Here is an 11,714-nt window from a genome sequence, read left to right as displayed (position 1 = left end):
GGCCGTCAGTCGAAGTCCGGCATCAGCAGGTCGCGGGCGGCCTTGGCGTCGCGCATCACCTGGGCGGTCATCGCCTCGAGGCCGTCGAACTTCTCCTCCGGACGCAGGAAGGCGATCAGGTCGGTCTCGATGGTCTGATCATAGAGGTCTTCGTCGAAGTCGAAGAGCCAGACCTCCAGCAGGGGCGCGATGATCCCCTCGACCGTCGGGTTCACGCCGATGTTGGCGACGCCCGGCACGTGACGGCCGTCCTGCAGCCGGGTGCGTGTCGCGTAGACGCCGAAGCGGGGGACCACGTAGTCACGCAGCGCGACGTTGGCGGTAGGGAAGCCGAGCTTGCGGCCGAGCTGGCGGCCGCGCTGGACCACGCCCTCGATGGCGAAGGGGCGGCCCAGGATCTCTGCGGCGACCTCCGGGCGGCCCTCGCGCAGCGCCTCGCGGATGGCGGTGGACGAGAATTTCTCGCCGCCTTCGCCCACCGCCTCGGCCACCGAGACGCCGAAGCCGAACTCCTGGCCGTACTGGCGCATGGTCTCGGGCGTACCGGTGCGGCCCTTGCCGAAGGAATTGTCGAAGCCCACCGCCACGTGGCGCGCGCCCAGGCCCTGGTGCAGCACCTGCTCGGCGAACTGGCGGTCGGTCATGTTGGCGAGCTCGGCGTCCCAGGGGAGCACATAGACCGTGTCCACGCCCAGCGCCTCGAGCGCCCGGGCGAGCTGGTCGAAGCGCATCAGCCGGAAGGCCGGCTCGTCTGGCCGGAAGTAGGTCCTGGGATGCGGGTCGAAGGTGATGACGCCGAGCGGGGCGCCCAGCTCGCCCGCGGCGCGGGCGGCCAGCGCGATCACCTTCTGATGCCCGCGGTGCACGCCGTCGAAGCTGCCCATGGCCACCGCCGCACCCTTGTCCGAGGCGGGCAGGTCCTTCCAGCCGCGAATGACCCGGACGCGGCTCATGCGTCCCGGCGCGCCACCATGACCACGGCCTCGCCGTCGATCACGGTCTTGCCGTTCACCTGGCAGACGGTCTCGAGCGTGACGTGGCCGCGCTTCTCGTCGATGGCCCTGACCGTCGCGCGCGCGGTGACCGGATCGCCGATCTTCACCGGCCGCCGGAAGCGGAGCTGCTGCGACAGGTAGATGGCGCCCGGGCCCGGCAGCTTGGTGCCCAGGACGGCCGAGATGTAGCCGGCCCCCAGCATGCCGTGCGCGATGCGGCCGCCGAAGGTGGTGGTCTTGGCGTAGGCCTCGTCCAGGTGGACGGGGTTGTTGTCGTGGCTCACCTCGGCGAAGGCCTCGATGTCGGCGGCGCCGACCACGTGCGTCAGCTCGGCGCTCTGCCCGACGCTCAGCTCATCCAGATAGAAACCCTGCACGCGCGCTCCCCGTTGGTCCGCCAAACCCTTAGCCGGGATGGGCGGCGCTCACCAGACCAGGTCGGCCAGGGCGTAGGTGGCGGTCAGGCCCTCGATGGAGAGCAGGTGCTCGACCACCTTCGGCTGGAGGCGGCCGTCGCGGACCGTCTCCTCGCCGTGGATGCCGTTGGCGATGAAGGCGACGTCGAGCTTCTGGGCGTTGGCGCCGCGGATGTCGGTGCCGAGGCCGTCGCCGATGCAGAGCACGCGGGTCCGGTCCGCCGGCCGGCCCAGGCGCTCCGCGGCGCGGGCCAGCGCCAGGTCGTAGATCGCCGGGTGCGGCTTGCCGGCCATCAGCACGCGCCCGTCGAGGGCCTCGTAGAGCTGGGCCAGCGCGCCGCCGCAGTAGATCAGCTTGTCGCCGCGCTGGACCACGATGTCCGGATTGGCGCAGACCATCTCCAGCCCGCGCGCGATGGCCTTGCAGAAGTCCTCCCGGTAGTCCTCCGGCGTGTCGTTCTCATCGTCGAAGGGCCCGGTGCAGGAGATGAAGGCGGCCTGCTCCAGCGGCACCTCCTGGAGACCCAGGCCCTCGTAGAGCGGCCAGTCGCGGTCCGGCCCGATCTTCCAGGCCGGCCCAGGGGCCCGCTCGGCCAGCAGGACACGGGTCGCGTCGCCGGAGGTGACCACCTCGGCGAAGGCGTCGCGTGGCACGCCGAAGCCCATGAGCTGCTCGATCACCGGCGGGTTCGGCCGCGGGGCGTTGGAGATCAGGATGACCGGCCCGCGCTCGGCGTTGAACCGCGACAGCGCCTCGCAGGCGGCGGGGAACGCCTCGCGCCCGTTGTGGATCACCCCCCAGATGTCGCAGAGCACGACGTCGTAGCGGTCGGCGATCTCGGCGAGGCCGGAGACGAGGGCGGGCTGGGTGGTGCTCATGCCGCGCGGGCTAGCCGATGTGGCCGACCGCGGAAAGCACGAAAGCGACTCTCCGAGAGGCGGAGATCAGTACCGGCCGCCGATCACCCGGCGCGCGAGCGGGTGGCCGAGCTGCGGGCGCAGGGCCGGCGCCGGCGGCGTCGCCTCGGCCAGGATGGCGTCCTTGATGGCCCGGGGCTCGCCGAACAGGTGGCCCTGGCCGTAGCGGATGTCGAGCTCGAGGATGTCCACCACCTGGCGCTCGTTCTCGACCTTCTCGGCGATGATCTCGACCCCGTAGCGGCGGTTGAGGGCGGCGTAGTCCTCGGCCGCCAGGTCCGGCATGCTGCGCAGCACCAGCCGGTCGTCCACCTCCACCAGCTCGTCCAGCAGCATCTGGGCGCCCACGCGGATGAACTTCACGTCGGCGCGGGCGAGGTCCTGCAGGTCGAGGTCGAGGTCGACCACCTTGTCGAGGCTGAATCGGAAGCCCAGCTCGGCGAGCTTGGCCATGTTGCGGGCCTGGATCGCGCCGCGGCTGTCGAACGCCGCCTGGCCGATCTCGAAGATCAGCGCGCCGGCGAGATCGCGGTTCTCCTTCAGGAGGTCGACGAACTGCGGGAAGAACACCTCGTCGCCGAGGCTCGCCATGGAGATGTTGCAGAAGATGCCGATGCGGCGGTCCTTGGCCGCCAAGCGGCGGACGATCTGCACGCAGCGGAACAGCAGCAGGTTGTCGATGGCCGTGACGAGGCCGCCGGGCTCGGCCACCGACAGGTACTCCGCCGGCATCAGCACGCGGCCGGTCTCGTCGCGGAGCCGCGAGAAGCTCTCGTAGAAGACGGTCTTGCGCTGCGGCAGGCCGACGACCGGCTGCAGGTAGAGGTCCACGCGGTTCTCGGTCAGCGCCTCGCGCACGGTGTCCATCAGCAGGCCGGCGCCGCGGTGGGCGGAGTTGTGGCCGAGCCGGGCGGCGAGCGGGGAGGGGCCGGATGCGGCCGGGGCCGCCGCCGGGCGCTCGTCCAGCCGCTGCTGCAGCCGCTCCACCAGGCTCTCCAGCATGTGGACCTCGTCCTGGATCTCCTCGGACTTGTCGTGGTCCTGGGCGGCGCTGGCGGCGACCTCGGTGACCCGCGCGTCCAGCCGCTCCACCTGGTCGATGAGGATCTGGTGCGCCTCGCGGACCTGGTCGATCTCGGCGCGGATGGCGGCGTTCTCGATCAGCCGGGCGATGATCCCGTGCAGGGCCATGCACAGGCCGATGGTGGCCACGAAGGCCGACACGCCCGCGCCCCAGCCGCCCCCGTTCCGCCACAGCGACAGCCCGACCGTCAGCGAGATGCAGAGGTAGCTGGCGCCGAGGAGCGCTGGGGTGAGCCGCCGCATGGTCCCTGTCCGAATCACGCGCAAGTATCCGCTGCGTTCTCCGCAGGTGTCGATGGCTTAACCGTCGCAGTCCGACGGTCCGCGCTTATGGCTGGCGCGTCCGCCGTTCTTATGTGATCAATGTTCACGTAAGCCGCCGCGCGAGACGGTGGCTCGGGGAAGGATCCTATGGCGAGCGAACATTTCGACGTTGTGGTGGTGGGGGCCGGCCTCTCGGGCGTCGGCGCCGGCTGGCACCTGCAGACCGAGGCGCCGGACCGCTCGTATGTGATCCTCGAAGGGCGCGACGCGATCGGCGGCACCTGGGACCTGTTCCGTTACCCCGGCATCCGCTCCGACAGCGACATGTATACCCTGGGCTACGCCTTCAAGCCGTGGCGCGAGGCCAAGGCGATCGCCGACGGCCCTTCGATCCTCAAGTACGTGCGCGACACCGCCGCCGAGCACGGGATCGACCGCCACATCCGCTTCCGCCACCAGGTGAAGCGCGCGAGCTGGTCCACCGAGGACGCGCTGTGGACCGTGGAGGCCGAGACGGAGGGGCGGACCGTCCGCTTCACCTGCGCCTTCCTGTTCCTGTGCGGCGGCTACTACTCCTACGAGGGCGGCTACACGCCCGATTTCCCGGGGCGCGAGCGCTTCCAGGGCCGCGTCGTCCACCCGCAGAAGTGGCCGTCCGACCTCGACTACGCCGGCAAGAAGGTGGTGGTGATCGGGTCGGGCGCGACGGCCGTGACCCTCGTGCCGGAGATGGCCAGGACGGCCGCCCATGTCACCATGCTGCAGCGCTCGCCCACCTACGTCGTCAGCCGGCCGGCCGAGGACAAGATGGCCAACTGGCTGCGCGCCCGGCTGCCCGGCAAGCTCGCCTACGACATCGTCCGCTGGCGCAACGTGCTGTTCGGCATGTACTTCTTCCGCATGGCGCGGAAGAAGCCGGAGGCCGTGAAGCAGCGGATCATCGGCATGGTCCGCGAGCAGCTCGGCCCCGACTACGACGTCGAGACCCACTTCACGCCGACCTACAACCCCTGGGACCAGCGGCTCTGCCTGGTGCCGGACTCCGACATGTTCCAGGCGATCAAGGCGGGGTCGGCCTCGGTGGTCACCGACCACATCGAGACGTTCGACGAGACCGGCATCCGCCTGAAATCGGGGCAGCATCTGGACGCCGACGTCATCGTCACCGCCACCGGGCTCAATCTTCAGGTGATGAACGGCCTCGAGCTCACGGTCGACGGACGCAAGGTCGAGCCGGGCCAGACGCTGTCCTACAAGGGCATGATGTACGAGGGCGTGCCGAACCTGGCGTCGGCCTTCGGCTACACCAACGCCTCGTGGACCCTGAAATGCGACCTGACGTGCGAGTACGTCACCCGCCTGCTGAACCACATGAGGAAGACCGGCCTTCGCCAGGCCACGCCGCGCAACCGCGAGGGCGAGATGGAGCTGCAGCCCTGGCTGGACTTCAACTCGGGCTACGTGCTGCGGGCCATGGACAAGTTCCCCAAGCAGGGGACGAAGGCGCCCTGGCGGCTGCACCAGAACTACGCCATGGACCTGATGACCCTGCGCTACGCCAAGCTGGACGACGGGGTGATGGAGTTCTCGAACCCCGCGCGCCCGGCGATGCGCATGGCGGCGGAGTAGGCGCGCCGGAACGCCTCTCCCGAGCGGAAGCCTGGGAGAGGGCTTTCCCTAGCGCGTGGGGACCGGGTGTTCGCCGCGGTAGTCGTAGAAGCCGCGGCCGGTCTTGCGGCCGAGCCAGCCCGCCTCGACGTACTTCACGAGCAGCGGGCAGGGGCGGTACTTGGAGTCGGCCAGCCCCTCGTAGAGCACGTTCATGATCGACAGCACGGTGTCGAGGCCGATGAAGTCCCCGAGCTCCAGCGGGCCCATCGGATGGTTGGCGCCGAGCCGCATGGCGGTGTCGATGGCGTCCACGGTGCCCACGCCCTCGTACAGGGTGTAGATCGCCTCGTTGATCATCGGCACCAGGATCCGGTTGACGATGAAGGCCGGGAAGTCCTCGGCGTTCGAGGTGGTCTTGCCCAGCGACTGGGCGAAGGCGACGGCGGTCTCGTAGGTGTCCGGGCCCGTGGCGATCCCGCGGATGATCTCCACGAGCTTCATCAGCGGCACCGGGTTCATGAAGTGCAGGCCGATGAACCGCTCGGGCCTATCGGTGGCCGAGGCCAGCCGGGTGATGGAGATCGACGAGGTGTTGGACGCCAGCAGGGTGTCCTTCGCGAGGTGCGGCGAGAGCGCCTTGAAGATGGTCTTCTTGACCTCCTCGTCCTCGGTGGCGGCCTCGATGGCCAGGTCCGTCCGGCCGATCTGCTGCAGCTCGTCCGCGCCCTTGATGCGCGTGAGCGCCGCGTCCATGGCGTCCTGGGTGATGATCCCGCGGGCCACCTGGCGGGTCATGTTCTTCTCGATGTTGGCCACGCCCGCCTTGATGCGGTCCCCGCTGACGTCGTGCAGCAGGACGTCGTAGCCGCCGAGCGCACAGACGTGGGCGATGCCGGAACCCATCTGACCGGCGCCGATGACGCCGACCGACTTGATCTGAACCATTGAGTCTTAAGCCTCGAAGCCGGGCGCCGTCGTTCGCACCCGCGGTATGGGGGCGCTATTAACATCGGCTATTGCGGCGCAGACAAGGCCTTTGCTGCGGCGCAGCGTGACCGGGAGCTGCACTGTGGCGCCTAGGCCCCTTCGAGCTCTTGCTGGGGTTGCGCGGCTGCCGCTTCGGCCAGGAGCCACTCGCGCAGGGCGTGTATCCGCGTCAGCTTCCGGCTGTCCGGCCGCCAGACGATGAAGAAGCCGAGCTCGGAGGGCACGCTGAGCTCGAAGGGCCGCACGAGGCGTCCCGTCCTGAGGTCCTGCTCGATGAGCCCGCTGCGGGCCAGCGCCACGCCGACACCCTGGGCGGCGGCCTCCAGCAGCATCACCGAGTCCTCGAACACCACGCCCTGGGCCGGCGGCGGCTCGATGCCGAACTGGCTGAACCAGAGGCTCCACGGACGGTGCCGATGGTGCAGCAGGGTGGCGTTCAGCAGGTCTTCGGGGCAGCACCAGGTCCGGGCGGCGGCCATGGCCGGGCTGCACACCGGCAGCAGGGTCTCGGTGAAGAGGTGCGTGGCCTCCACGTCGTCCCAGCGGCCCGCGCCGTAGCGCACGCCCACATCCACCCCGTCGGTCACGAAGTTGGCGCGCCGCTCCTCCACCCGCAGCTCGATGTTCTTGCCCGCCGGATGCTCCAGGAGCCGCGGCAGGCGGGGCGGCAGCCAGCGGTTGGCGAACTGCGGGTCCAGGCTGACGACCAGGGGATCGCGCTCGGCGGCGGCGGCGAACTCGGCCACGGCGTTCTGCAGCACGCCCAGCCCGCGGCCCACCTCGCGCGCCAGGCGCTCGGCCTCGGCGGTGGGGATCATCGCGTTGCCACGGCGCTCGAACAGGCGCGCGCCCAGTTCCTCCTCCAGCCGACGGATCTGCTGGCTGACCGCGCCGTGCGTGACCGACAGCTCCTCGGCCGCCCGGCTGTAGCTCCGGTGGCGGGCCGCGGCCTCCAGGGCGCGCAGGGCGAAGAAGGGCGGAAGGCGGATGCTCACGCCCAAGGTTGTTAGCGCAGGTAACAACCGAGGGCAAAATCTATCGTTCGTCTCCGGGGCCTGCAGATCCTAAATCCTCTTTCGACGGCGCCGCCCAACTCATCGCCAGATCAAGGACTTAGAACCATGAGGACCAAGCTTCTCGTGCTCGGCGTCGCTTCGCTGCTGCTCAGCGTCGAAGGCGTCCGCGCCGCCCCGGCGGCCTTCCACCAGGCCTATGTGGCCAGCGTCTCGGCCCAGGCCGACGCCAAGCTCGCCAACAGCGGCGTCATCCTGCCCGACGGGATGGTGAAGGTGCGCGGCGTGCTGAGCGGCGACCGCCTGCAGAACGTGCACCTCGCCGAGAGCACCGGCGACCTCGCCGCCGATCGGGCGGTGGAGCAGGCCCTGCGCCGGCTGAAGGTCGCTCCCGTGCCGGCCGAACTCGCCGGCCGCCAAGTCACCCTGACGCTGGGCGCCCAGCCCATCGTCCAGGCCCGGACTCCTTGAGGCCCCCGGCGCGACCCCACCGCGCCCGCGGACTTGAGGATGGGGCGGTCCCGCCGGGGGCCGCCCCTTTCCTTTTGGCCCGAGCCCGGCCGCCGCGAACCGCGCTAGGCTGCCGGCCATGAAGACCCTGCTCATCGTCTGGCATTCCCGCACCGGGGGCTCGCGGCAGATGGCCGAGGCGGCCGCCCGTGGCGCCGGCGCGGAAGGCGAGGTCGCCGTGCGCCTGCTCCCTGCAGAGACCGCGCTCGCGGCCGACGTGCTGGGCGCCGACGGTTATGTGTTCGTCGCCCCGGAGAACCTCGCCTCGCTGTCGGGAGCCATGAAGGAGTTCTTCGATCGGACCTACTACGACGTCCTCGACCGGGTGGCGGGCCGGCCCTATGCGCTCCTCGTCTGCGCCGGCTCGGACGGTCAGGGCGTGGTCCGGCAGGTGGGCAGGATCGCCACCGGCTGGCGACTGAAGCCGGCGGCCGAGCCGGTCGTGGTGGTCACCGGCGCGCAGGACCGGCCGGCCATCCAGGCCCCGAAGACAATCGCGCCGCCGGAGCTCGCCCGCTGCGAGGAGGTGGGGCAGGCCCTGGCCGCTGGCCTGGCGATGGGGATCTTCTGAGCCGATCTAGAAGGAGAGCCCGGGCGCCTCGGGCCGGACCAGGGTGAGCACCGGCCGGACTCCGGACCAGACGCTGATCTGGTGAACGTCGGGCGTCCGCTGCATCAGCGCCCCCGCCGTTTGGAGCGCGAGATCGTCGGACGCGAGCTCGTGCGCCTGGAAGCCCATGGGCTCGCCATCCTCCCCCGAGCAGTAGAAGGCGTAGAGGACTTTTGCCTGGAGCATGTGCGGCATCCCTTCCTCCGGCGACGCTTGTGGAATGCGCGCCGGGACGCGGGGGTTGCAGATGAGCCTCCGCGCGGCCCTGGCGGCGGCGGGATTTCCCGCTAGGTTGCCCGCCATGCGCACCGCCCTGCTCGCCGCCGCCGCGGCCGTCCTCTCCGCCCTGCCCGCCGCCGCCCAGGCGCCCGCCGTGCCGACGCTGCCTGCCGAGCCCACGCTGCTGCGCGACCTGCCGGCGCAGGTCTCGACCGAGCGGCTGCGGGCCGACATCGCCCGCATGGTCGCCTTCGGGACCCGCCACACCCTCTCCGACGCCAAGTCCGAAAAGCGCGGTATCGGCGCCGCGCGGCGCTGGGTCGCCGCGGAGTTCGGCGCCATCGCCCGCGACTGCGGCGGCTGCCTGACGATCGCCACGCCGTCGGCGGTGGTGACGGCGCCGCCGCGGGTGCCCACGCCCACCGAGATCGTCGACGTGCTGGCCATCCAGCGCGGCACGAGCGATCCGAACCGGGTGGTGATCATCTCGGGGCACCTGGACAGCCGGGTCACCGACGTCATGGACTTCAAGTCGGACGCTCCGGGCGCCAATGACGACGCCTCGGGCGTGGCGGCGGTGATCGAGGCCGCGCGGGTGCTGTCCAGGCACAGGTTCGGCGCGACTATCGTCTACGCCGCGCTCTCCGGCGAGGAGCAGGGGCTGCACGGCGGCAAGATCCTCGCGGATTACGCCCGCCAGCAGGGCTGGCAGGTGGTCGCCAACCTCAACAACGACATCGTCGGCAACACCGAAGGTATCGGCGGCGCCCGCGACAACACCCACGTGCGCGTCTTCTCGGAAGGCACCAAGGCTACCGAGACGCCGGAGGAGGCCAACCGCCGGCGCTACAACGGCGGCGAGGTGGACAGCCCCTCCCGGCAGGTGGCGCGCTACCTGGACGGCCTCGCCGACCGCTATCTCGCGAACCTCGACGTGGTGATGGTCTACCGGACCGACCGCTTCAGTCGGGGCGGCGACCAGGTGCGGATGCTGGAGGCCGGCTTCCCGGCCGTGCGCATCACCGAGGCGGTGGAGAACTACAACCGCCAGCACCAGGACCTGCGCACCGAGAAGGGGATCCGCTTCGGCGACACGATCGACGGCGTCGACTTCCCATATCTCGCGCAGGTGACCCGGCTGAACATCCTGGGGCTGGCGGCGCTCGCCGCCGCCCCGGCCCCGCCGACCGGCGTGGAGATCTCCGGCGCCGTCTCGGCCGACACCACGGTGAAGTGGACGCCGGCCCCTGACGCCGTGGCCTACCGGGTGTGGTGGCGCGGCACGACGGATCCGACCTGGCGCTACAGCCGGCTCGTGCCGCCCACCGGCGAGACCAAGCTCGCGGGCGTCAACATCGATGACTGGTTCTTCGGGGTGAGCGCCGTCGGCCGGGACGGGCACGAGAGCCCGGTGGTCTTCCCCGGCGTTCCCGGGCGCTGGGCGCACGAGGCGCCGAAGGCCCCCTAGGCCTTGCCGGGCGCGCGGACGTCGGTCTCCACCCAGGCGTCCTCGTGCTCCCAACTGTGGGCGGTCTTGCAGACCGGGCAGTCATAGCGCTGGCCCGACAGCCGGATCAGCTTGAAGGTGCTCGCGTCCATCGACAGGCGGGTGGGCACCACCTGGCCGGTCTGCGGACATCGGGTAAGCACTCTGGGCACGACGCGGGCTCCACGTGAGGGGGGCGGGAGCGCGACTCGTCTCTCTGGCCGCCACTGGCCAGGGGATACGTGGCGGCTGGGATCAGCCTGCGCACACCTCGGTCGCGAACACAACGGATCGCGGGAGCGGCGCAACCGCACGGGCGGCTCGCGGGTTGTCACGCCTGGCGACCGACGCGCCAGGGGATTCCAGAGGGACGATGGCCGCGCCTCGGCGCGCAACCCGGATTGGACCATGCCCGCTGCTTCCAGAAATCTCCGCCGCCTCTCCCTGACGATGGGGAGCGCCGCGATCGCCCTGGGCCTCGCCGGCTGCAAGGTGGACAGCCGGCCGCTGCTCGCCCGCGACGAGCCCGCCCCGCTCTATGCCGCCGCCGGCCAGCCGCTCGCCGGCGGCTACCCCTACGCGCTCGGACCACTGGACCCGGCGGAGGCGGCCCGCGTCGCGCCGGTGGGCCAGCCCTACGACGGCTACGCCCTGGCCGAGCGCGCCTACGCCTATGACCGCGTCGCCTGGCAGGCGCCCCCGGACTACGGCTTCCGGTATGGCGAGGTGGAGCCCTGGGCCTGGCAGACCGCGGGCGACGAACTGATGTTCGCCGAGCCGCTCGATGACGGTTACCGCTTCTACTATTACGAGCCCGGCGAGGATTACCCCTACTTCGTCCGCGACCCGCGATACGGCTACGCCTACGGGGACGACGGCGTGCTCACGGCCGTCTTCTCCGCCGCCGGCGCCCTGCTGGGGGCCGACCAGCTCTACGGTTTGTCCGGCGTGGCCGGGGCCTACCTCAATCGCGGCCACGACATGCGCCGGGTCTACTACGGCGAGCCCCGGTACGCCCTGGCCGACGATCCGCTTTGGTACGACCGCTGGGAGGACCGTTACCCGGTCATGCGGACGTCGTGGGAACCGTGGATGGCCGCGGCCGACCGGGTGGAGCCGTGGCGGAGCTACCGTGTCGCCAGCGGCGAGCGGGAGCTGCGGGCCTTCGAGAAGGAGCGCGAACGCCGCGCGAAGGCCATGGACAAGCTCGAGGCGCGCTACGCCAAGGCCGAGGACAAGGCTTACCGCCGGGCGGTGCGCGGGGCTGACCGCGAGGTCCGCGTGGCGCACGCGCCGCCGCGGGCGGAGCCGCGTCGCGGGCGCGACGACCATCCTGGCCGCGGCCGGGGCCACGAGGCCGGGGGTCGCCACGGGCCGGAGACCCGTCCGGTGGCCGTGGCCGACAACCGGCGCTGGGACGGCGGCGGGCCGCGCGGTCGGGAGGATCGCGGCGGCGGCCCGCCGCACGAGGCGCGCGGCGGCCACGACGGTGGGCCCGGCAAGGGTCACGGCCACGGCGGGGGAGGCGGCCACGGTGGTGGCGGCGGCGGTGAGAAGGGTGGCGACAAGGGTGGCGGCAAGGGCAAGGGGCGCGACTAGGCG

13 protein-coding genes are annotated in these 11,714 nt (G+C 71.2%); 5 read left to right on the top strand and 8 right to left on the bottom strand.

Features of this window, described 5'->3' with window-relative positions; translation table 11 throughout:
* Positions 1–5: 5 nt before the first annotated feature.
* From ACE3Q8_RS05595 to ACE3Q8_RS05580, 4 genes are all read right to left on the bottom strand, one after another.
* A complete protein-coding gene (locus ACE3Q8_RS05595) occupies positions 6–953 on the bottom strand; it encodes a bifunctional riboflavin kinase/FAD synthetase (protein ID WP_374469262.1) in 948 nt (315 codons plus the stop codon).
* A complete protein-coding gene (locus ACE3Q8_RS05590) occupies positions 950–1,372 on the bottom strand; it encodes a MaoC family dehydratase (protein WP_374469261.1) in 423 nt (140 codons plus the stop codon). Before ACE3Q8_RS05590 ends, ACE3Q8_RS05595 begins: the two co-directional genes overlap by 4 nt.
* Positions 1,373–1,420: 48 nt before the next feature.
* The gene (locus ACE3Q8_RS05585) at positions 1,421–2,290 is read right to left on the bottom strand and encodes a TIGR01459 family HAD-type hydrolase (protein ID WP_374469260.1); all 870 of its coding nucleotides are present in this window, start codon (positions 2,288–2,290) and stop codon (positions 1,421–1,423) included.
* 66 nt (positions 2,291–2,356) lie between these two features.
* Positions 2,357–3,655: an EAL domain-containing protein gene (locus ACE3Q8_RS05580; protein ID WP_374469259.1), complete on the bottom strand. Its 1,299-nt coding sequence runs from the start codon at positions 3,653–3,655 to the stop codon at positions 2,357–2,359.
* A gap of 168 nt (positions 3,656–3,823) precedes the next feature.
* Between ACE3Q8_RS05580 and ACE3Q8_RS05575 the strand changes: the two genes are divergently transcribed.
* Entirely contained in the window at positions 3,824–5,305 is a 1,482-nt protein-coding gene (locus tag ACE3Q8_RS05575) for a flavin-containing monooxygenase (protein WP_374469258.1), read from the top strand.
* Between the two features lie 48 nt (positions 5,306–5,353).
* Here ACE3Q8_RS05575 and ACE3Q8_RS05570 read toward each other — a convergent pair whose 3' ends face one another.
* Both ACE3Q8_RS05570 and gcvA read right to left on the bottom strand, forming a co-directional pair.
* Positions 5,354–6,232, bottom strand: a complete 879-nt coding sequence (locus ACE3Q8_RS05570) for a 3-hydroxybutyryl-CoA dehydrogenase (protein ID WP_374469257.1) — start codon at positions 6,230–6,232, stop codon at positions 5,354–5,356.
* 131 nt (positions 6,233–6,363) lie between these two features.
* A complete protein-coding gene (gene gcvA / locus ACE3Q8_RS05565) occupies positions 6,364–7,269 on the bottom strand; it encodes a transcriptional regulator GcvA (protein WP_374469256.1) in 906 nt (301 codons plus the stop codon).
* A 126-nt stretch (positions 7,270–7,395) separates the two neighbouring features.
* On the opposite strand from gcvA, the gene ACE3Q8_RS05560 reads away from it, so the two are divergent.
* Together ACE3Q8_RS05560 and ACE3Q8_RS05555 are read left to right on the top strand one after the other, a co-directional pair.
* A complete protein-coding gene (locus ACE3Q8_RS05560; protein ID WP_374469255.1) occupies positions 7,396–7,758 on the top strand; it encodes a hypothetical protein in 363 nt (120 codons plus the stop codon).
* Between the two features lie 118 nt (positions 7,759–7,876).
* On the top strand, positions 7,877–8,368 hold the full coding sequence (locus ACE3Q8_RS05555) for a flavodoxin family protein (RefSeq protein ID WP_374469254.1): 492 nt from the start codon (positions 7,877–7,879) through the stop codon (positions 8,366–8,368).
* A 6-nt stretch (positions 8,369–8,374) separates the two neighbouring features.
* Here the strand turns inward: ACE3Q8_RS05555 and ACE3Q8_RS05550 are convergent, their stop codons facing one another.
* Positions 8,375–8,602, bottom strand: a complete 228-nt coding sequence (locus ACE3Q8_RS05550) for a hypothetical protein (RefSeq protein ID WP_374469253.1) — start codon at positions 8,600–8,602, stop codon at positions 8,375–8,377.
* Between the two features lie 106 nt (positions 8,603–8,708).
* Here ACE3Q8_RS05550 and ACE3Q8_RS05545 point away from each other — a divergent pair, with 106 nt between their 5' ends.
* The gene (locus ACE3Q8_RS05545) at positions 8,709–10,094 is read left to right on the top strand and encodes a M28 family peptidase (protein WP_374469252.1); all 1,386 of its coding nucleotides are present in this window, start codon (positions 8,709–8,711) and stop codon (positions 10,092–10,094) included.
* Here the strand turns inward: ACE3Q8_RS05545 and ACE3Q8_RS05540 are convergent.
* Positions 10,091–10,285, bottom strand: a complete 195-nt coding sequence (locus ACE3Q8_RS05540) for a hypothetical protein (RefSeq protein WP_374469251.1) — start codon at positions 10,283–10,285, stop codon at positions 10,091–10,093. The genes ACE3Q8_RS05545 and ACE3Q8_RS05540 overlap by 4 nt on opposite strands.
* Positions 10,286–10,520: 235 nt before the next feature.
* On the opposite strand from ACE3Q8_RS05540, the gene ACE3Q8_RS05535 reads away from it, so the two are divergent.
* Positions 10,521–11,711: a hypothetical protein gene (locus tag ACE3Q8_RS05535; protein WP_374469250.1), complete on the top strand. Its 1,191-nt coding sequence runs from the start codon at positions 10,521–10,523 to the stop codon at positions 11,709–11,711.
* The last annotated feature ends 3 nt before the right edge of the window (positions 11,712–11,714 follow it).

Source organism: Phenylobacterium sp., assembly GCF_041913825.1.
GTDB lineage: Bacteria > Pseudomonadota > Alphaproteobacteria > Caulobacterales > Caulobacteraceae > Phenylobacterium.
Note: the sequence above shows the minus strand (reverse complement) of the source record. Positions and strands in the feature narration are given on the sequence as shown.